Raw genomic sequence first — 20,339 nt, 5'->3', positions numbered from 1 at the left:
GGCCTCATCCCCGTTCCACTTGCTCCTCCGATTCCAGCTTCGCTCGGAGTGACAGCAGCACGCGTTGCGCTGCTTCAATGTCCTCAAGGGAAAGCTCCTCCGCCAGTGCATTGACCTTCGGCTCATAGAGGCGAATGGCAGCATCGAATGTCTGCCGCCCCTTCTCCGTCAGCACGACGAGCTGCGCCCGCCGATGATGCGGATTGGGCTCGAACGCGACCAACCCCTCCTCTGCCAGATCATTGACGATGCGCTGGACGTTCTGGCGGTTGGCGCCGAGGTCACGCGCGAGCCAGGCAACGGGTTGTGGACGCTCTGTGGCCGAGATGGCGCCGAGGATCTGCCAGCGGGCGCTGGTCAGCCCAAGTGGTGCAACAAGCCTGTCACCCCAGGTCAAAGTGAGATTGTTGGCCCGGAAGAGGGAGAGAATAAGGGCGGTCAAGGCATCGCTTGCGGGCGTTCGCATCACATTGTCCAATTGTCATCAAGAAATCCAATTGACATTATAATGTCAATTATCTATGTACTCATCATACCCGATTGACATCATAATGCCATAGCGAACGGAGATCCCATGTCTCAAATGCATCCCCTCGACCCAGCCTTCCCGATCGACCGCCAGTTAGAGGTCGAAGCGACCAACGTCGTGCTCGTCAATGTCTTCACTCTCGATGCGGCAGATGAACAAGCTTTCCTGCTGGCCTGGCAGGATGATGCAGCGCTGATGAAGCGGCAGCCCGGCTTCATCTCGACGCAATTGCATCGCGCGATCGGCCCGAGCCCGACCTATCTCAACAATGCTGTCTGGCAATCGACGGCCGATTTTCGTGCTGCCTTCACCAGTCCGGAGTTCAGGGCAAAACTCTCAGCCTATCCGGCTTCGGCCAAGGCCTCTCCCCACCTGTTCCAAAAGGCTGCGGTTCCCGGCATCTGCGTCGCCTGATCAAAAGGTTGTGGGCACTATGACCAAGCTCATCCACCCGATTGCGGGCGCAATCGCGCTACTGACGATTGTGATTTTCTGGCTGTCGACCGCGGTCAGTGAGTTGTTCGGTTCCGAGGCCGATATTATCACCGTCAAGACAGCCCTGCCCTGGGGTTTCCTCATCCTGGTTCCGGCAATGGCGGCGGTCGGAGGCACGGGCTTTGCCCTCGCCAAGGGTCGGCAAGCCGGGCTGGTCGGCGTCAAAGTCCGACGCATGCCGTTGATTGTGCTCAATGGTGCCTTGATCCTTATTCCGGCGGCGCTCTTCCTTGCATCGAAGGCGCAAGCCGCGCAATTCGACCCTGCCTTTTATGCGGTCCAGACGATCGAACTCTTGGCTGGTGCCACGAACATCGTCCTGCTTGGGCTTAACATGCGCGATGGCCTGAAGATGAAGGGCCGGCTCCGCCGCCGGCCGGCTTGATCCGGATCGTCGCGATGGGCTGTTTCGCGATGGTGAACGGCTGATCGGGAGCCGGCCGTTCGATAGGCTCTATTGCTCCGAAAGCTTCATCTCCGGATCATAGTCCTTCCCCACAACCTCTTTCACCACAGCCTGTCCAGCCATCATCAGCTTGGTGTCGGCATTATAGGCATAGGTCGGCGACCCCTCTAATACCCAGCCTTTGTTGAGCGCAGCGGAGACCTTGTGGCAGAAGGAAGCGTCGTCCGGGCCGGTGAGGAAGCGGTAGAGTTTCATGCGTTTGTCCTTGCTTTGATTGCCTCGACCCTGGCCATCAGCGCCAGGGCTTGTTGGTAATGCAGCCGCTCGACCATCTTGCCGTCGATCGATGTGGCATTCAGCCCCGCAGCTTCGGGGCTGGAGAAGGCGGCGATGATTGCTTCCGCTTCCGCGACTTCTTCAGGCGACGGCCGGAAATGCCGGTTGGCTGCCTCGATCTGCGCCGGATGGATCAGCATCTTGCCGTCGAAGCCCATGGCGCGGCCTTGGGCGCATTCGGCCTCGAAGGGGGCAAGGTCGCGGAAATCATTGGAGACGGAATCGAGCACCGTCAGCCCGAAGGCGCCGGCGGCGAGCACTGTCTGCATCAGCCAGGGCATGACGAAGCGGCGTTCCGGGTCCGGCGGGACGCCCGTGTCTTTCCGGAGATCGTTGAGGCCGACCACGAGGCAATCAAGCCGACCGCCGGCTGTCCTGCCGGTTTCGGCGATCGGTCCCGCATTGAGGATGGCGAGCGGTGTCTCCATCATCGCCCAGATGCGCAGGCTCTCCGGTGCTTCGCTATCGGCAAGGACGCCGGCGAGTTCGAGGATATCGTCTGCCGTCTTGACCTTGGGCAGCAGCACGGCATCCGGCTGGCAATCCATGACCAGGCTGAGGTCGTCCGTATAGTGCGGCGATGAGATGTCATTGACGCGGATGATGATCTCGCGATCCCTCAGCGGCCTTTCGGCGAGGAAATTGCGGATGTTGCGGCGCCCGTCTTCCTTGGCGCTCTCGGCGACAGAGTCCTCAAGGTCTAGGATCACCCCGTCCATCGCCAGCGACGGCAGTTTGGCGATGGCTCTTTCGTTGGAAGCGGGCAGGCTGAGGATGGAGCGGTGCAGCAGTGTCATTTTCGGGTCATAGCATTGTTTTGGAGCCGTTATGGCGCGACTTTCGCCTTATTTCAAGAATATGTGAAACTCTGTATCGAGGTATGCCTTGCATTTGAGGGGAAACTGCCCCACATTAAAAATGTTAAAAAATGGTGGTTGCCATGAGAAGTGTACGTTCTTTTCTACTGACACTCGCCGGCCTGACCTTCGTGGCCGTGGCCGCGCTGTTTACCGCTTCGATCGGCCTGGCGATTGCCGGCGCGGTTTCGGTGCTGCTGCTCGGCCAGTGGCTGTCGAGCCTGCTCTCGGACAAACCGGCGCCGGTGCGTGCCTATGCCCGCGCACGGACACGCCGCGAACAGGACCAGATGCGCGTCTGGAACGACGGCAAGGGCACGATTATCGACATGTGATGAGGCGGCCGGGCGTGAGCCTTGGCCGATCGGAAGGCGGACGATTCGTTCCGCCTTTTTTGTTGCCCTGAATTTCCTCCGACAGTATCGTCACCGCGCATTTCCCGAAGAGCAGGCCGCATGCAGTTTACCGGTACCGAGCACTATATCGCCGACAAGGACCTGATGATCGCTGTCAACGCCGCGATCCGGCTGGAGCGGCCGCTTCTGGTCAAGGGCGAACCGGGTACCGGCAAGACGGAACTGGCGCGGCAGGTGGCGGCCGGTCTTGGGTTGAAGCTGATCGAATGGAACATCAAGTCCACCACCAAGGCGCAGCAGGGGCTTTACGAATATGACGCCGTCTCGCGCCTGCGTGACAGTCAGCTGGGCGATGAGCGCGTGCATGACATTTCCAACTATATCCGCCGCGGCAAACTCTGGGATGCCTTCGAAGCCGACGAGAAAATCGTTCTTCTGATCGACGAGATCGACAAGGCGGACATCGAATTCCCCAACGACCTGCTGCAGGAACTCGACCGCATGGAGTTCCATGTCTACGAGACCGGCAAGATGGTCCGGGCCAAGGTGCGGCCGATCGTCATCATTACCTCCAACAATGAGAAAGAACTGCCGGACGCCTTCCTGCGCCGCTGTTTCTTCCACTATATCCGCTTCCCCGACGCCGAGATGCTAGGCCGGATTGTCGAGGTGCATTATCCCGGCATCAAGCAGCGGCTGTTGTCGCAGGCGCTGACCCGCTTCTTCGAGATCCGCGAGACGCCTGGGCTGAAGAAGAAGCCCTCGACCTCGGAAGCACTCGATTGGATCCGTTTGCTGGTCGCCGACGATGTCGAACCGGAGACGCTGGCCGCGAGCGACAAGAACGCACTGCCCAAACTGCACGGCGCGCTGCTGAAGAACGAGCAGGATGTGCATCTCTTCGAACGCCTGGCCTTCATGGCGCGCAGGGAGATGCGATAGGGCGCGGTGCCCTAAGCAAGCTTCGCGTCCGTAACCGCCTGCTTTCCACCCGATTGATATTTTCCCTCACCCGGTATAAGAGAAAGACCGTGGTGATTTGCCGGCCGGCTTGCAGCCACGTTAAACAACTCGCTAAATGGGCCACCGCGTATACGGGGACCGGCGAATTGTATTTCGAGCCGGTGTTATGGAGTTCCCCGATGCCGATCAAGATTCCTGATCAATTGCCTGCATTCCAGACCCTGCTGTCCGAAGGCGTTTCGGTGATGACCGATTCCGTCGCCATCCGGCAGGATATCCGTCCGTTGCAGATCGGCCTGCTCAATCTCATGCCCAACAAGATCAAGACCGAGATCCAGATCGCCCGGCTGGTCGGCGCCTCGCCGCTGCAGGTCGAGCTGACGCTGGTGCGCATCGGCGGACACAAGTCCAAGAACACGTCGGAAGAACATCTGCTGTCCTTCTACAAGACCTGGGACGAGGTGAAGGATCGCAAGTTCGACGGCTTCATCATCACTGGCGCGCCGGTCGAGATGCTGGATTATGAGGACGTCACTTATTGGGACGAGCTGACGCAGATTTTTGAATGGACGACGACCAATGTCCATTCGACGCTCAACATTTGTTGGGGCGCGATGGCGGCGGTCTATCACTTCCACAATGTGCCGAAATATACGCTGTCGGAAAAGGCTTTCGGGGTCTATCAGCACCGCAATCTCAACCCGACCTCGCCCTATCTGCTCGGTTTCTCCGACGATTTCGCCGTGCCGGTATCGCGTTGGACCGAGGTGCTGCGCAAGGACATCGACCCGGGATCGGGTCTCGAAGTGCTGATGACCTCGGCCGATACCGGCCTCTGCCTCATCGCCGAGAAGAAGGGCAACCGGCTCTATATGTTCAATCATGTCGAATATGACTCGACCTCGTTGGCCGACGAATATTTCCGCGACCAGTCGGCCGGCGTGCCGATCAAGATGCCGGCGAATTATTTCCCGCACAATGACGAGACCCAGATTCCGCTGAACCGCTGGCGCAGCCATGCGCATCTGTTGTTCGGCAACTGGATCAACCAGGTCTACCAGACGACGCCGTTCGTGCTGGAAAAGATCGGCGAAGAGGAGCGGCTGCAAGAGCGCAGGGTGGCATAGGCGATGTTCCTCCCCTTCTTCCTCGAACTCAAGGCAGCAAAGGTCCCGGTGACGCTCCGGGAATTTTTGACGCTGATGGAGGGGATGGAAGCACATATCGCAGACTACGATGTCGAGGCTTTCTACTATCTGGCGCGGGCATCATTGGTGAAAGACGAGCGGTTCATCGACCGTTTCGACCAGGTTTTCGCGCACTATTTCAAGGGTGTTTCGGCGGTCTCGGGTGCGACCGAGATCGTCGACATCGCCGAAATCCCCGTCGAATGGCTGATGCGGCTCGCGGAAAAACATCTGAGCGAGGAAGAGAAGCGGCTGGTCGAAAGCCTTGGCGGCTTCGAAAAACTGATGGAGACGCTGAAGCAGCGGCTCGCCGAACAGACGGGCCGTCATCAGGGCGGTAATAAGTGGATCGGCACCGGCGGCACCTCGCCCTTTGGCGCCTATGGCTATAATCCCGAAGGTGTCCGTATCGGCCAACCGGAATCGCGTCATCGGCGCGCGGTGAAAGTCTGGGACGAGCGTAATTTCAAAAATCTCGACGATTCGGTCGAGCTTGGCACGCGCAACATCAAAGTCGCATTGAAGCGGTTGCGCCGCTGGGTGCGCGATGGCGCCGACGACGAGCTCGACCTCGACAACACAATTCGCGCGACAGCCGAGCATGGGTGGCTGGACGTGCAGACGCGGCCCGAGCGTCGCAATCGGGTGAAGCTCCTGATGTTCTTCGACATCGGCGGCTCGATGGACGATCACCTGAAGATCGCTGAAGAACTGTTTTCGGCGGCGCGGGCGGAATTCCGTCAGCTCGAATATTTCTATTTCCACAATTGCCTCTATGAAGGTGTCTGGAAGGACAATCTCAGGCGCAAGTCGTCGATGATCCCGACGGAAGACGTGATCCGCACCTATGGTCCCGACTATAAGGTGATCTTTGCCGGCGATGCGTCGATGAGCCCTTATGAGATCAGCATGGCCGGCGGCTCGGTCGAGCATTGGAACAAGGAGCCGGGCGCGGTCTGGCTCAACCGCATCACCGGTCATTTCCGCAAATGGGTCTGGTTGAATCCGGTGGCGGAGAGCTATTGGGGCCATACGCATTCGATCGGCATGATCCGCAGCCTGTTCGGGGGCAAAATGTATCCGCTGACGCTTGGCGGGCTGGAAGCCGCGGCAAAAGAATTGTCGCGATAGGGCGATCGACCCTATATAGGTCGTGCCGAAAGGGAGCATGACAATGACCGAAGCCGCCAAGACCAGCATAGACCAGTCGCAAGTCGACCTTTTCTCGGCCATGGCGGCGGAGTGGTGGAGCCCGACGGGAAAATTCAAGCCGCTGCACAAGTTCAACCCTGTGCGGCTTGCCTATATCCGCGACAAGGTATCGGAAAAATTCGGCCGAGATCCGAAATCGCATAGGCCGCTCGAAGGGCTGCGGGTGCTCGATATCGGCTGCGGTGGCGGCCTGCTCTCCGAGCCGATTGCCCGCATGGGCGCCAATGTGCTGGGTGCCGACGCGTCGGAAAAGAACATTGCCATCGCCCGCATCCATTCGGAGCAGAGCGGCGTGCCGGTCGACTACCGCGCCGTGACCGCTGAGGCACTGGCCGCCGATGACGAAAAATTCGATATCGTGCTCAATATGGAAGTGGTCGAGCATGTCGCCGACGTGCCCTTCTTCATCGAGACCTGCGCCACCATGGTCAAGCCCGGCGGCCTGATGTTCGTCGCCACCATCAATCGCACCTTCAAGGCGGCGGCACTTGCCATCGTGGCGGCGGAAAACATCCTGCGCTGGCTGCCGCGCGGCACGCATCAATATGAAAAGCTGGTGCGGCCGGAAGAGATCGAGAAGCCGCTGAATGCAGCGGGGATGAATGTGATCGACAGGACGGGCGTGTTCTTCAGCCCGTTTACCAATCAGTGGAATCTGTCGAAGGACATGGATGTGAATTACATGCTGTTGGCGGAACGGCAATAGGAGTGTTCCAGCCATGCCCTCGCCCTATGTTCTTTTTTGCTGCGATCCCGAGAATCCGCGAACAGTCGAGCCTTATTTCGCGGTCGAGGTCGAGATTGCGCGGAAATTCGGCTTTACCCCGATAGTGATTGATCATGACGTGGTAGATTGGCGAATGGACCCGGTCGCTGCTCTACGCGAAGCGCGGTTCGATTCTGATGGCTCTGCCGTTTGTTGCGGCCTGTGGCTTCTGCCGGAGGACTATGCCGGGCTCTTCGATGCTTTATCAAGTCGCGGCATCGGCCTGCTCACCTCTCCAGCAAACCATGCGGCTTGCCATTATACACCCAGTTGGTATCCGCCCCTGGCGAAATGGTTGCCTCTGACGAAGTGGTTGCCAGTTTCGCAGATCGACGACCGAGCCGCTATCGAGGCAACACTCTCGGCATTCGGGCCGATCCCGGTTACGGTTGAGGATTGGGTGGAGTATGACGGGGCAAGTGATCCCTCGGACGGGGACCTCCATATTTTGGATGCTTCCGATTTCGACGAAGCACTAAAGACCATCGCACATTTTCGCGAAATGAAGGGCGAGAGGCTGATGGGCGGCTTGGTGTTCAGGGCTTATTTTCGGCTCCAACCTATGGCGGGCCCTCCGTTTGTATACTGTGCCTTCGTCGTCAACGGCAGCGTTGTGGGCTGTTGGCCTTGTGGAGAGTGGGCGGGAGACCCCGGGCCGCCTCCTGCAAAATTGCTGGCGGATGTGGCGGCACATGTTCCGAGCCCGTTTGCCTGGGTCAGTTTCGGCATCGATATGAATGGAAAGTGGTGGCCGCGTTATGTCGGGGACGGGCAGGCGTGTGCGTTGGTGGATGGTAACGCTGATGATGTCGCTCCGGCAGTCTTTTCGGCTTTGAGTTTGGCGATGCGCTGAACAGCGCCTTTCGGCCAGGCGCTGGGAAACATCTTCATTGGAAGGCCCCAAACGCCGGGCATGAAAACGCCGCCCGGAGGCGGCGCTGTTCATCTCAACTGTGGCGGCCTCAAGCCGTCTGATAGGCCCCGTGGCAATGCTTGAACTTCTTGCCTGAGCCGCAGGGGCAGGGTTCGTTGCGGCCGACTTCGCCCCAGGTGGCGGGGTTGTTCGGGTCGCGGTGGATCTCGTTGGCCGAAAAGCCCTGGGCGCTATGGCCGCCAGAGTTGAAGTCGTCCTCGCCAGTCGTGGCGTCGATGTGGTGGCCTTGCATGAACGGCAGTTCCTCGCCTTCCATGTCGGGGGCGTTCTGCACCAGTTCGACACGCATCAGCTGGCCGGTGACCGTGTTGCGCAGGTTGGCGAGCAGGGCCTGGAAGAGTTCGAAGGCTTCCTGCTTGTATTCCTGCAGCGGGTCGCGCTGGGCGTAGCCGCGGAAGCCGATGACAGAGCGCAAATGTTCGAGGTTGACGATGTGCTCGCGCCAGAGGTTATCGAGCGTCTGCAGCACGACGGAACGCTCGACATAGGTCATGAGTTCGGCGCCAAAACGCTCGGCCTTTTCCTTCATTTCCTTGTCGGCGGCGTCCTTGATGCGCGTGAACACATCGTCTTCGGCAATGCCTTCCTCGGCCGCCCAGGCTTCGATCGGCAGGTCGAGGTTGAGATATTCAAGCGCTTCGGCGCGCAGGTCCTTGACGTTCCATTGCTCGGCATAGGCCTTTTCCGGCATGTGCTTCTTGGTGATCACCTCGATCACCTCGTCGCGCATGTCCTCGACCGTCTCGGTCATGCTCTCTGCTTCCATCAGCTCGAGGCGTTGTGAGTAGATCACCTTGCGCTGGTCGTTGAGCACGTCGTCATATTTGAGCAGGTTCTTGCGGATGTCGAAGTTGCGGGCCTCGACCTTCTTCTGGGCGCGTTCCAGGGCCTTGTTGATCCACGGATGGATGATCGCCTCGCCTTCTTTGAGGCCGAGCTTGACCAGCATCGAATCCATACGGTCGGAACCGAAGATGCGCATCAGGTCGTCCTGCAAAGACAGGAAGAATTTTGAGCGGCCCGGGTCACCCTGACGGCCGGAGCGGCCGCGCAACTGGTTGTCGATGCGGCGGCTTTCATGGCGCTCGGTGGCGAGAACATAAAGGCCGCCGGCGGCCAGCGCCTGTTGCTTGAGCGTCTTGACCTCATCGCGGATCGCGGCTTCGCGCGACTGGCGCTCCTGACCCGGCTCAAGATCGGTCAGTTCCTGTTCGATGCGCATGTCCGGGTTGCCGCCGAGCTGGATGTCGGTGCCGCGGCCGGCCATGTTGGTGGCAATGGTGACGGCACCCGGCACGCCGGCCTGGGCGACGATATAGGCTTCCTGCTCGTGATAGCGGGCGTTCAGCACCTGGAAATTGGAAAAACCCTGCTTTCTCAGGCGGTCGGCGAGCTGTTCGGACTTTTCGATCGAGGTCGTACCGACCAGCACCGGTTGGCCGCGCTTGTGGCTGTCGAGAATGTCGGCGATGATCGCCTTGTACTTCTCCTCGACTGTTCGGTAGACCTCGTCATCTTCGTCGAGACGCTTGATCGGCAGGTTGGTCGGCACTTCAACGACTTCGAGGCCATAGATGTTGCCGAATTCTTCAGCTTCGGTCGATGCCGTACCGGTCATGCCGGCCAGCTTGTCATACATGCGGAAATAGTTCTGGAACGTGATCGAGGCCAGCGTCTGGTTTTCAGGCTGGATCGACACCTTCTCCTTGGCTTCGAGCGCCTGGTGCAGGCCCTCCGAAAAGCGGCGGCCGGGCATCATGCGGCCGGTGAATTCGTCGATGATCACGACTTCGTCGTTGCGGACGATGTAATCCTTGTCGCGCTGGAACATTTTGTGCGCTTTGAGCGCGTTGTTGACGTGGTGGACGACGGCGACGTTCTCGACGTCGTAAAGCGACTCGCCCTTCAGGTGGCCGGCGGCGCGCAGCAGATTTTCGAGTTTCTCGGTGCCGACTTCGGAAAAGTTGACCGACTTCTGCTTCTCGTCGAGCTCATAGTCATCCTTGTTGAGCATCGGGATGAAGGCGTCGATCGTATTATAGAAGTCGGAACGGTCGTCGAGCGGGCCGGAAATGATCAGCGGCGTGCGCGCCTCGTCGACCAGGATCGAGTCGACTTCGTCGACGATGGCGAAATAGTGGTCGCGCTGGACCATCTGGCTTTTCTCGTACTTCATATTGTCGCGCAGATAATCGAAGCCGAGTTCGTTGTTGGTGGCGTAGGTGACGTCGCAGGCATAAGCCGCGCGGCGCTGGTCGTCGTCGAGACCATGGACGATGACGCCGGTTGTCAGGCCGAGGAAGCCGTAGATCTTGCCCATCATCTGCGCGTCGCGCTGGGCGAGGTAGTCATTGACGGTCACGAGGTGCACGCCCCTGCCGGCGAGCGCGTTGAGATAGATGGGCAGCGTGGCGACCAGCGTCTTGCCTTCGCCGGTCTTCATTTCGGCGATGCCCTTCTCATGCAGGATCATGCCGCCGGTCAGCTGGACGTCGAAAGGTCTCAAGCCAAGCACGCGCCGGGCTGCTTCACGGGCGACCGCAAAAGCCGGAGCCAGAATGTCGTCCAGCGTCTTGCCGGCGGCAAGCTGCTGCTTGAATTCGGCCGTCTTAGCCCTGAGCTGGTCATCCGTCAGCGCCTTTATCTGCGGCTCAAGCGCGTTGATCTCGCTGACGCGAGTGGAATATGAGCGAATGCGGCGTTCGTTGGAGGAGCCGAACAATTTGCGGGCCAGGCCGCCGAGACTGACCATCGTCATGGTCCTTTCTGAACTCAATCTTTGTTGCCGGAACGTATCGTCGACCGAAGTAAATCTGCCGGAAAACGTTCCACCGCACACTTCTATTCAAGCGCGCAAATCTGCGAGACAGATAAGAGGGGGCGTCTGGCATGTCAACTCAATGCGGTCGGACTCCCGCTTTTCCATTTGCCTTTTGGCCGGAAAAATGCAAATCCCGGGGCCACCTTTCGTAAATGCTCTAAAATGGTGAAAAAATGTTCCGCAAAGGCCTGCTCGCAGCCACTGCTCTGACCGCCCTCCTGGCCGTAGGCCCCATCGCCAACGCCGCAGATGCCAAGGATCCGGTCGTCGCCAAGATCGATGGCGTCGAGATCACCAAATCCGGCCTTGAACTTGCCGAGGGCTTCATCGATCCGCAGACGGCGCAGCAGCTGCCGCCGGACAAGAAGCAGATCGCAGCGCTGACGGCATTGATCGACGCCAAGGTCGTCGCCGAAAAGGCCAAGACCGAGAAGCTCGATGATGACGTCGATTTCAAGACGCGCGTCCAGTTCATTGTCGATCGCGAGCTGCACAACGAATATTTCAAGAAGCATATTGTCGACGCGATCACCGATGCCGATCTCAAGGCGCGCTATGATGCCGAAGTCGCCAAGATGCCGAAGGAAGAAGAGATTCATGCCCGCCACATCCTGGTGAAGACCGAGGATGAGGCCAAGGCGATCATCAAGGAACTCGACGCCGGCAAGGATTTCGCCAAGCTCGCCAAGGAAAAGTCGACCGATCCGAACAAATCCGATGGCGGCGATCTCGGCTTTTTCAAGAAGGGCCAGATGGTGCCGGAATTCGAAGCTGCGGCTTTCGCGCTCGAAAAGGGCAAGCACAGCGAAACCCCGATCAAGACCCAATTCGGCTACCATGTGATCCTGGTCGAGGATAAGCGCACTGCCGCTCCGCCGTCCTTCGATCAGGTCAAGGACCAGGTGCGGCAGCTCGTCATCCGCGAAAAGTATGTGGCGCTGCTCACCGCCGCCAAGGCGAGTGCCGCGCCTGCACGATGCAGGCGCCTTCTCGTTTTGAGCCATCACGCTTCTGCGTCTGTGCGTTGCCCTGGGACAGGCGTCCCAAATCGAGGTTCAGGGTCATGTCCCACGCTGTCTCCCCGCTCGCGCCGAAAAATTTTCCCGTCATGCCGGTGATCGACGGTGTCCGCATGGCCACCGCCGAAGCCGGCATCAAGTACAAGAACCGCACCGACGTGCTGATGATGGTGTTCGACGAACCGGCGAGCGTCGCTGGCGTCTTCACCCGCTCGAACTGCCCCTCGGCGCCGGTGGATTTCTGCCGCGCCAACCTGAAGGGCGGCCAGGCTCGCGCTGTCGTGGTCAATTCCGGCAATGCCAACGCTTTTACCGGCAAGAAGGGCAAGGCTGCGACGGAACTGACGGCCAAGTCGGCCTCCGAAGCGGTGGGCTGTTCGGTGGGTGAGGTTTTCCTTGCCTCGACCGGCGTGATTGGCGAGCCGCTCGATGCTACGAAATTTGCCGGCGTGCTGGGCGATATGAACGTGCGCGCGACGGGCGATTTCTGGCTGGAAGCCGCCAAGGCGATCATGACCACGGATACCTATCCGAAGGTCGCGACCCGGACGGCGCAGATTTCCGGCACCACCGTCACAATCAACGGCATTGCCAAGGGTGCGGGCATGATCGCGCCTGACATGGCGACGATGCTGTCTTTCGTCGTCACCGATGCGAATATCGCCCCGAACGTGCTGCAGAGCCTGCTTTCGCGGGGGGTCGGCCCGAGCTTCAACTCGGTCACTGTCGATAGCGACACCTCGACCTCCGACACGCTGATGCTGTTCGCCACTGGCGCAGCTGCCCGGCACGGCCAGAAGCGGGTCGAGATCGATGGTGGCGAGGTCGCCGGTTTCGCTGAGGCGCTCAACAGCCTGCTGCTCGACCTCGCCCACCAGGTCGTCTGCGATGGCGAAGGCGCTCGCAAGATGGTCGAGGTCACTGTCACCGGCGCTGTCAGCCACGAGAGCGCCAAGAAGATCGCGCTTTCGATCGCCAATTCACCGCTGGTCAAGACCGCGATCGCCGGCGAGGATGCCAATTGGGGCCGTGTCGTCATGGCTGTCGGCAAGGCCGGCGAGCCCGCAGACCGCGATCTGCTCGAAATTCGCTTCGGCGATATTCGCGTTGCGGTCGAGGGCGAGCGTGACCCTGATTATTCCGAGGCGGCTGCTTCGGCGGTCATGAAGAACCAGAAAATCCCTGTCAGAGTCGATCTCGGCCTCGGCCTGGGCAAGGCGACGGTGTGGACGTGCGACCTCACCAAGGAATATGTCGAAATCAATGGCGACTACCGTAGCTGATATGAGCCGTGTCCGGCTGCCGTTGGTGCGACGGCTGGAGGCGGCAGGATTCCGGGCATGGCCTGCGGCGAAGGTAACGTTCGACGGCAGCTGGCAATTGCGCCTGACGCCCGGCCATCCTTCCAAGCGCCTGAATTCGCTCGTGCCGCTCGACCCGTTCGACGGTTCGGACATGGCCGCGCGTATCCGCGCCGCCGAGGAAGCCTTCGCGTCCAATGGCCTGACGGCGTCGATCCGGCAATCGCCGCTTTGCCCACCAGGCCTCCCGGATTTGCTGGCGCATGAAGGCTGGGTACCGAAGTCGCGGACATTGGTCATGGCCGCCGATCTCGACGCGGTCGATACCGACCATGGCATGGATCACCTGCCGACCCACGACATACAGCGCTTTTCCGAAGCCTGCGTGAAGATCGACGATGGCCGCGAGACGACCGCGCCTGTGCTCGGCGGCATTATCGGCTCGATCGAGCCGACTGCCGGCCTGTTCCTGATGGAAGATTCCGAAGGCCCGAAGGCGGTCGGCATCTGTGTGCAGGACAATGAGCTCGCCGGCCTGCAGCAGATCGTGGTCGCAAAAAGCGCGCGCCGCCGGGGGCTCGGTCTCGAACTGGTTTCGGCGGCGCTGCGCTGGGCGCGGCTCCGCGGCGCCCGGCATGGTTGGCTGCAGGTGATCGCCGACAATCACCCGGCCCGGACGCTTTACGAACGGATCGGTTTCAAACCGGTCTACGACTACTGCTACTGGCAGAAAGAGGCCTGACATGGCGGATGGCGGCAATCGCATCGTGCTGGTCGCGGCCTGCGCGCTGATCGATGCGGATGGCCGCGTGCTGCTTGCCCAGCGTCCGGAAGGCAAATCGATGGCCGGGCTCTGGGAATTTCCGGGCGGCAAGGTCGAGAAGGGCGAGACGCCGGAGGAGACGCTGGTTCGCGAGCTCCGGGAAGAACTCGGCATCGAAACCAAGATCCCCTGCCTCGCGCCGCTGACCTTTGCCAGCCACGCCTATGACGATTTCCACCTGCTGATGCCTCTTTATATATGCAGGCGCTATGAGGGCATCGCGCGCGGAMTTGAAGGCCAGGCGATCAAATGGGTGCGGGCGAAGGATCTTCGGAGCTTCCCGATGCCGCCCGCCGACGACCCGCTCGTGCCGTTCCTCACCGATCTCCTGCCCTGATCGCTTGTACTCCCTACCGGCAAAAGGTCGGACATGTCCCGGTTTATAACGATCTGTTAAGACTTCGTTTAGCACTGGCCATTATCATTCCGGTAACCACGATCTGGAATGATAACAGGGCGCTGAACCATGGATGACGAGTTCTCGAAACCGCAGGAGCGGGAATTTTCGCGCGAGAGATCGGGTCCCATCGGTGCGCTCAACGTCGCCCTCCTGTTCGGCACGGCAATCATTGCGCTGACGCTGATCGTCACGCCGCTCGTGTCGCAGCAAAAGGACAGGATGGAGGCGAGCACCTTGGGCTATGACGACATCAAGACGGGATCGATCCCCTCGCATGATGGCAAGGTAAAGCATTACACGATCCGCCGGTCGGTCCTGCAGAGCGATCCGAGCGAGGTCTGCATTATCGATGACAATGGCAACAAGTCGGGGTGCTGAAGCGCCTCGACATGCCCACCGCATTGGTGGAGCAGTTTTCGGAGATCAACCTGCAGAATGTTGTCGAATTCGGGCGCAGTTGAGCCTCTCGGACCGCTTCTGCTTGACGATTCGCAAACCGCTGAAATCGCCCAAAAATCTCGCCTATCCGCCCTTTTCTTTCCCGAAATCCACACCATATTCGCGTCAACGGCTTGCCGATACGGGAGCTGAATCCTGATACTTCGGTCCGTGCCTTAGGGGCGGGGCGAGAAACGGAGACATTATGAATTTAGAGAAATATTCCGAACGCGTTCGCGGTTTCCTGCAGAACGCGCAGACTTATGCGGTCGGTGAAGGCAATCCGCAATTCACCGCCGAACATGTGCTCAAGGCACTGCTCGATGACAATCAGGGCATGGCTGCGTCGCTGATCGATCGCGCCGGAGGCGATTCCAAAGTCGCCCGGCTGGCGAATGACGAGGCGTTGAAGAAGCTGCCCAAGACATCCGGCGGCAATGGCCAGCTTTCGCTTGCCCAGCCCTTGGCGCGCATCTTCAACAATGCCGAGGAACAGGCCAAGAAGGCCGGTGACAGCTTTGTCACCGTCGAACGGCTGCTGATTGCCCTCGCCATGGAGCCGAGTGCCACGACGGCGGACTCGCTGAAGAAGGCCGGCGTCAATCCGCAGGCGCTGAACCAGGTGATCAACGAGATCCGCAAGGGCCGCACGGCAAACAGCGCCAATGCGGAGGCTGGTTTTGACGCGCTGAAGAAATATGCCCGTGACCTCACTGCCGAGGCTCGCGAGGGCAGGCTTGATCCGGTGATCGGCCGGGACGACGAAATCCGCCGCACGATCCAGGTCCTTTCCCGCCGCACCAAGAACAATCCGGTGCTGATCGGTGAGCCCGGCGTCGGAAAGACCGCCATTGCCGAAGGCCTGGCGCTCCGGATCGTCAATGGCGACGTGCCGGAATCGCTGAAGGACAAGAAGCTGATGGCGCTCGATATGGGCGCCTTGATTGCCGGCGCCAAATTCCGCGGTGAATTCGAGGAGCGGCTGAAATCCGTGCTCAGCGAGGTCCAGGCGGAGAATGGCGAAGTCATCCTGTTCATCGACGAGATGCATACGCTGGTCGGCGCGGGCAAGGCGGATGGCGCTATGGATGCGTCCAACCTCTTGAAGCCGGCGCTGGCGCGTGGCGAATTGCATTGCGTGGGTGCCACGACGCTCGACGAATATCGCAAGCATGTCGAGAAGGACGCGGCACTTGCCCGGCGTTTCCAGCCGGTCTTCGTCGACGAGCCGAAGGTCGACGACACGATCTCGATCCTGCGCGGCCTCAAGGAAAAGTACGAGCAGCATCATAAGGTACGGATTTCAGACTCTGCACTGGTGGCCGCGGCCACGCTGTCCAACCGTTACATTGCCGACCGGTTCCTGCCGGACAAGGCGATCGACCTGATGGACGAGGCCGCCTCGCGGCTGCGCATGCAGGTCGATTCCAAGCCGGAAGAGCTCGACGAACTCGATCGCCGCATCATCCAGCTGAAGATCGAGCGCGAGGCGCTGAAGAAGGAAACCGACACGGCGTCCAGAGATCGGCTCGAAAAGCTCGAAGCCGACCTCGCCTCGTTCGAGGAGCAGGCGGATGCGCTGACGGCCCGCTGGCAGGCGGAAAAGCAGAAGCTCGGCCTCGCCGCGGATTTGAAGAAGATGCTCGACGACGCCCGCAACGAGTTGGCGATCGCGCAGCGCAAGGGTGAATACCAAAGGGCCGGCGAACTGGCCTATGGCACGATCCCGGCTTTGGAAAAGCAGCTCACCGACGCGGAATCGAGCGATGGCCGAGGCGCCGCCATGGTGCAGGAAGTGGTCACGCCTGACCATATCGCCCATATCGTCTCGCGCTGGACCGGCATTCCGGTCGACAAGATGCTCGAAGGCGAACGCGACAAGCTGCTGCGGATGGAAGACGAGTTGGCGAAGTCGGTCGTCGGTCAGGGTGATGCGGTTCAGGCCGTGTCGCGCGCCGTCCGCCGCGCCCGCGCCGGCCTGCAGGATCCGAACCGGCCGATCGGCTCGTTCATCTTCCTCGGCCCGACCGGTGTCGGCAAGACGGAGTTGACCAAGGCGCTGGCTCGCTTCCTGTTCGATGACGAGCAGGCGATCACGCGCATGGACATGTCGGAATATATGGAGAAGCACTCCGTTTCGCGGCTGATCGGCGCCCCTCCGGGCTATGTCGGTTATGACGAGGGCGGGGCGCTCACCGAGGCAGTTCGGCGCCGGCCCTACCAGATCGTGCTGTTCGACGAAGTCGAGAAGGCGCATCCGGATGTGTTCAACGTGCTCCTGCAGGTTCTCGATGACGGCCGCCTGACCGATGGCCAGGGCCGTACGGTGGACTTCAAGAACACCCTGATCGTCATGACCTCCAATCTCGGTGCCGAATATCTGGTCCGGCTCGCCGATGACGAGGACAGCGACAAGGTGCGCGACCAGGTGATGGATGTGGTGAAGGCGGCCTTCCGGCCGGAATTCCTCAACCGCGTCGACGAGATCATCCTGTTCCATCGCCTGCGGCGCAGCGAGATGGGCGCGATCGTCGATATTCAGCTGACGCGCCTCGCAAAGCTTTTGGCCGATCGCAAGATCGAGCTCGAACTTGGCGAAGATGCCCGCAGCTGGCTGGCCGACAAGGGCTATGATCCTGTCTATGGCGCCCGGCCGCTGAAGCGGGCGATCCAGCGCTACGTGCAGGATCCGCTGTCGGAGCGTATTCTTTCCGGCGATTTCCCGGATGGATCGCGCATCCATGTCTCGTCCGGCTCCGACCGGCTGCTGTTCAAGGCGCGCAGCACCGAGAAGCAGGCGGCGTAGGCAAGCGCTATCGAATACGAACGGCGGCCTTTGGCCGCCGGTTTCGTCTGAGCTTCAATGGTGAACTACTGGCTGGCGACCCTGGTTTCGCCCTTGTCGATCAGGTCGTCGATGCGCTTGCGCTCCTGCTCGAATTTGGCGAGCTCGTCACCCTTCAATGCCTTGCCGGCCGGCAGGCGGATGCGCTGCGGATCGACGCGGTTGCCGTTGACGATCACCTCGTAATGCAGGTGCGGGCCAGTTGATTCGCCCGTCGTGCCGACCCAGCCGATGATCTGTCCCTGGTGGACATGGGCGCCGGGCACCACTTCCTTGGCGATCGCTGCCTGGTGATTATAGGACGTGACATAGCCGTTCGGATGCTGGATCAGCGTCTGGTTGCCATAGCCACCCTTGTCCCAGCCGGCCTTGATGACCGTGCCGTCGCCGGCCGCGATGATCGGCGAGCCCTTCGGGGCAGCCCAGTCGACGCCGGTATGCATGCGCATATAGCCAAGGATCGGATGCCGGCGCATGCCGAAACCGGACCTGAACACCGCGCCGGGCACCGGGTTACGTATCAGGAACTGCTTCAGGCTCTTGCCGTTCTGGTCATAATAATCGACCGACATGTCGGTCTGGTCTTGGAAACGGTAGAGCTTCGTGTCGGTATCGCCGAACTTGGCGTGGATGTAGAGCAGTTCGGAATCCTTGGTCGCCTCGCCGGTCTCGTCTTCGACGGAATAGAAGGCTTCGAGCTTGTCGGTCGGTTTCAGCTGCGCCTGGAAGTCGACATTGCTGGAAAGCAGCCGGATCACATTGGCGATCATATCCTTGCTCATGCCGTAGGAAAGACTGGCGCGATAAATGCCGTCATAGACCCGTGGCAGATCGTCATTGTCGGCAACCTGAGCGGAACTGTCATCGAAGGCAGTCTGGACGGCGGCGAGCGCCGGCGGTTCGGTGCCCGTCACCAGCTTTCCCTTGTCGTCGGCCGCCACGGTCAACTGGTGGACGCCGTGCGAATAGAGGCTGACGCGGACGATGCGCGCCTTCTCGCCTTCCTGGACGACGCCGACGCGCACCACGTCGCCTTCGGCGAGTTGGTCCTTTTGCAGAGCGGACGAGAGATAATCCTCGATATCCTTGACCGGCCCCTTGGCATAACCGGCGGCGACCAGCACCGAGCTTAGCGTTGCCGCCGTCCGCACGGGAATGACATCATCGGCATATTCCGGCGTTTTCGGCGTCACGAAGCTCGGCATAGCGACCGTGGTGTTCTCTTCGACCACCTTGGCCGAGAGCTTGCCCAGAACGTCGATCGTGTCGGTGTCGGAAGCGAAGCGCTGCGGGTCGACATAGGAGAGCGTCGCGACCTGGCTGTCGTCGGAGGTCAGAAGCGATCCGTTGGTTCGGACATTCTCCTCGACCTCGTCATAGGTCATCGATGGTCCAAGCGGGAAGGGGGAGGTGGTCGCTGGGAAATCGATCACCTTCAACGACACCTCCGATTCGACGTCGGAGCCGTAGAAGACGGGGGAGGGGGCTGCGGCGCCCGGCTTGTCGGCCTCGGAGGAGACGATATTCAGCGGGTCGAAGGCCGGATAATCGGTTTCACTCGAATAGTTGGCGGCGAGCGCCATCTTCACCAGAGCAAAGGGCTGCTTGCGCACCACCTGCTTGTCGCCATCGGCGACGACAGTCGGCACATCCATGACCTGCCTGTCGGACGGCTTGGCGGCGACGGTGGAGGTGATCAACCTGCCACCCTTCTGCACGGTGTCGATCGCATCATCCTTGGTATCCGCGCGGCCCATGGCGGACGCTTCGGCCGGAATGGTCAGCAGTTCGCGGCCTTCGAGCGCGGCAAAAAGTGCGACGCCCATAAGAATGGAACTGGTGATGCCGGTAAGAAATGTGCCTGAGAGCCAGCGCAGCGAAACCTCGCGCCGGTCAGGCGTGCGCCGTCCTTCTGCCAGGATCGGTGGCTTTTCTCCGAGTGACCGGATGATTCTCGCGTCATGCATGGATCAATTGTCCGGTCCCGAATGTCCGCCCCTCAAGAGCCGCCATGAGTGCAATATAATCGCGCGTGAGTCAAACTTGCCTGGCCGGCGCGATCCGATCCGGATGGATTCGGCTCTAAATGTGAAAAACTGGCGGCAGATCGGCAATTTTGTGCGTCGCAAACCGACCCTTTTCAAAATATCGCACCGCAACCGATTGGAAATCTCGGGCTTTCAAAAAAACTTCACAAAACTCGAAAAAAGCGTTTGACACTCTGAGGCCTCCCCCTTATAACCCGCTTCAAGACGAGGGCGGCGGTTGCTTCTGGCGGCCAACGAGCTCGCTCCTGCAAAACGGTTAAGACTGTGGCGCTGGAGGTTACATTAAGAGCAGACTACCAAGACATTGGTGAGCATGCTTTGACCGGGGATAGCAGGGATGTTGTTTCTGGGGACGGGGTTTTTTCGTCTGATCTTTGACATTGTTGGTTAAGAAGAAAGAGAGACGTGGACGGCGGGTGTCTGCGGTGGCGGAAGGGACTTTAGGGTTCTGGATGTTACCGAAAGAGACTTTGGCCAGTCTACGTTTTGAAATGAGAAGACGAAAGCTCGATTTTGGTTGGTGTTTTGCACTGATTGGGATTTTGAGTTTTTGAACTCTCGTCAATTTCGAGCGATGATGAAGGCTAATGATCAATTCTCAAC

At 60.1% G+C, this 20,339-nt stretch carries 19 protein-coding genes and 1 riboswitch; of the genes, 14 read left to right on the top strand and 5 right to left on the bottom strand.

Annotated elements, in window-relative coordinates; all coding sequences use genetic code 11:
* Positions 1–4 precede the first annotated feature (4 nt).
* Positions 5–466 (bottom strand): MarR family winged helix-turn-helix transcriptional regulator, encoded by a 462-nt coding sequence (locus AC1DYF_RS18440; RefSeq protein ID WP_477878203.1) that lies wholly within the window; start codon positions 464–466, stop codon positions 5–7.
* A gap of 108 nt (positions 467–574) precedes the next feature.
* Here AC1DYF_RS18440 and AC1DYF_RS18435 point away from each other — a divergent pair, with 108 nt between their 5' ends.
* Together AC1DYF_RS18435 and AC1DYF_RS18430 are read left to right on the top strand one after the other, a co-directional pair.
* On the top strand, positions 575–943 hold the full coding sequence (locus AC1DYF_RS18435) for an antibiotic biosynthesis monooxygenase family protein (RefSeq protein ID WP_477878202.1): 369 nt from the start codon (positions 575–577) through the stop codon (positions 941–943).
* 19 nt (positions 944–962) lie between these two features.
* On the top strand, positions 963–1,409 hold the full coding sequence (locus AC1DYF_RS18430; RefSeq protein ID WP_477878201.1) for a hypothetical protein: 447 nt from the start codon (positions 963–965) through the stop codon (positions 1,407–1,409).
* A 69-nt stretch (positions 1,410–1,478) separates the two neighbouring features.
* On the opposite strand, the gene AC1DYF_RS18425 is transcribed toward AC1DYF_RS18430, so the two are convergent.
* A complete protein-coding gene (locus AC1DYF_RS18425) occupies positions 1,479–1,685 on the bottom strand; it encodes a DUF1737 domain-containing protein (protein WP_477878200.1) in 207 nt (68 codons plus the stop codon).
* The gene (locus AC1DYF_RS18420) at positions 1,682–2,563 is read right to left on the bottom strand and encodes an HpcH/HpaI aldolase/citrate lyase family protein (protein ID WP_477878199.1); all 882 of its coding nucleotides are present in this window, start codon (positions 2,561–2,563) and stop codon (positions 1,682–1,684) included. The genes AC1DYF_RS18425 and AC1DYF_RS18420 overlap by 4 nt, the downstream gene beginning before the upstream one ends.
* Positions 2,564–2,706: 143 nt before the next feature.
* On the opposite strand from AC1DYF_RS18420, the gene AC1DYF_RS18415 reads away from it, so the two are divergent.
* From AC1DYF_RS18415 to AC1DYF_RS18390, 6 genes are all read left to right on the top strand, one after another.
* A complete protein-coding gene (locus AC1DYF_RS18415) occupies positions 2,707–2,958 on the top strand; it encodes a hypothetical protein (protein WP_477878198.1) in 252 nt (83 codons plus the stop codon).
* 120 nt (positions 2,959–3,078) lie between these two features.
* A complete protein-coding gene (locus AC1DYF_RS18410; RefSeq protein ID WP_477878197.1) occupies positions 3,079–3,921 on the top strand; it encodes an AAA family ATPase in 843 nt (280 codons plus the stop codon).
* Positions 3,922–4,000: 79 nt separating this feature from the next.
* Positions 4,001–4,078, top strand: a riboswitch (SAM riboswitch).
* A gap of 43 nt (positions 4,079–4,121) precedes the next feature.
* Positions 4,122–5,069, top strand: coding sequence for a homoserine O-acetyltransferase MetA (gene metA / locus AC1DYF_RS18405; protein WP_477878196.1), 948 nt, complete (start codon positions 4,122–4,124; stop codon positions 5,067–5,069).
* A 3-nt stretch (positions 5,070–5,072) separates the two neighbouring features.
* Positions 5,073–6,260 (top strand): vWA domain-containing protein, encoded by a 1,188-nt coding sequence (locus AC1DYF_RS18400; protein WP_477878195.1) that lies wholly within the window; start codon positions 5,073–5,075, stop codon positions 6,258–6,260.
* A gap of 43 nt (positions 6,261–6,303) precedes the next feature.
* Complete coding sequence (gene ubiG / locus AC1DYF_RS18395; RefSeq protein ID WP_477878194.1) at positions 6,304–7,047, top strand: bifunctional 2-polyprenyl-6-hydroxyphenol methylase/3-demethylubiquinol 3-O-methyltransferase UbiG; 744 nt, start codon at positions 6,304–6,306, stop codon at positions 7,045–7,047.
* A gap of 13 nt (positions 7,048–7,060) precedes the next feature.
* Positions 7,061–7,960: an ATP-grasp domain-containing protein gene (locus AC1DYF_RS18390; protein WP_477878193.1), complete on the top strand. Its 900-nt coding sequence runs from the start codon at positions 7,061–7,063 to the stop codon at positions 7,958–7,960.
* 109 nt (positions 7,961–8,069) lie between these two features.
* Here AC1DYF_RS18390 and secA read toward each other — a convergent pair whose 3' ends face one another.
* Positions 8,070–10,793: a preprotein translocase subunit SecA gene (gene secA / locus AC1DYF_RS18385; protein WP_477878306.1), complete on the bottom strand. Its 2,724-nt coding sequence runs from the start codon at positions 10,791–10,793 to the stop codon at positions 8,070–8,072.
* A 242-nt stretch (positions 10,794–11,035) separates the two neighbouring features.
* Here secA and AC1DYF_RS18380 point away from each other — a divergent pair, with 242 nt between their 5' ends.
* From AC1DYF_RS18380 to clpB, 6 genes are all read left to right on the top strand, one after another.
* The gene (locus tag AC1DYF_RS18380; RefSeq protein ID WP_477878192.1) at positions 11,036–11,980 is read left to right on the top strand and encodes a peptidylprolyl isomerase; all 945 of its coding nucleotides are present in this window, start codon (positions 11,036–11,038) and stop codon (positions 11,978–11,980) included.
* Positions 11,926–13,164 (top strand): bifunctional glutamate N-acetyltransferase/amino-acid acetyltransferase ArgJ, encoded by a 1,239-nt coding sequence (argJ, locus tag AC1DYF_RS18375; protein ID WP_477878191.1) that lies wholly within the window; start codon positions 11,926–11,928, stop codon positions 13,162–13,164. Before AC1DYF_RS18380 ends, argJ begins: the two co-directional genes overlap by 55 nt.
* Positions 13,145–13,924 carry a GNAT family N-acetyltransferase gene (locus tag AC1DYF_RS18370; protein WP_477878190.1) on the top strand — a complete coding sequence of 260 codons (780 nt, stop codon included), beginning with the start codon at positions 13,145–13,147 and terminating at the stop codon, positions 13,922–13,924. Before argJ ends, AC1DYF_RS18370 begins: the two co-directional genes overlap by 20 nt.
* A 1-nt stretch (position 13,925) precedes the next feature.
* Positions 13,926–14,342, top strand: a complete 417-nt coding sequence (locus AC1DYF_RS18365) for a (deoxy)nucleoside triphosphate pyrophosphohydrolase (protein WP_477878189.1) — start codon at positions 13,926–13,928, stop codon at positions 14,340–14,342.
* Positions 14,343–14,471: 129 nt separating this feature from the next.
* Positions 14,472–14,783 carry a hypothetical protein gene (locus AC1DYF_RS18360; RefSeq protein WP_477878188.1) on the top strand — a complete coding sequence of 104 codons (312 nt, stop codon included), beginning with the start codon at positions 14,472–14,474 and terminating at the stop codon, positions 14,781–14,783.
* Positions 14,784–15,048: 265 nt separating this feature from the next.
* Positions 15,049–17,649 carry an ATP-dependent chaperone ClpB gene (gene clpB / locus AC1DYF_RS18355; RefSeq protein ID WP_477878187.1) on the top strand — a complete coding sequence of 867 codons (2,601 nt, stop codon included), beginning with the start codon at positions 15,049–15,051 and terminating at the stop codon, positions 17,647–17,649.
* A 65-nt stretch (positions 17,650–17,714) separates the two neighbouring features.
* Here clpB and AC1DYF_RS18350 read toward each other — a convergent pair whose 3' ends face one another.
* Positions 17,715–19,655 (bottom strand): M23 family metallopeptidase, encoded by a 1,941-nt coding sequence (locus AC1DYF_RS18350; RefSeq protein ID WP_477878186.1) that lies wholly within the window; start codon positions 19,653–19,655, stop codon positions 17,715–17,717.
* Positions 19,656–20,339 lie beyond the last annotated feature (684 nt).

Source organism: Rhizobium sp. P2_G9 (assembly GCF_056403475.1).
The sequence above is the reverse complement of the archived record's forward strand: the minus strand, read 5'-3'. Positions and strand labels throughout refer to the sequence as shown.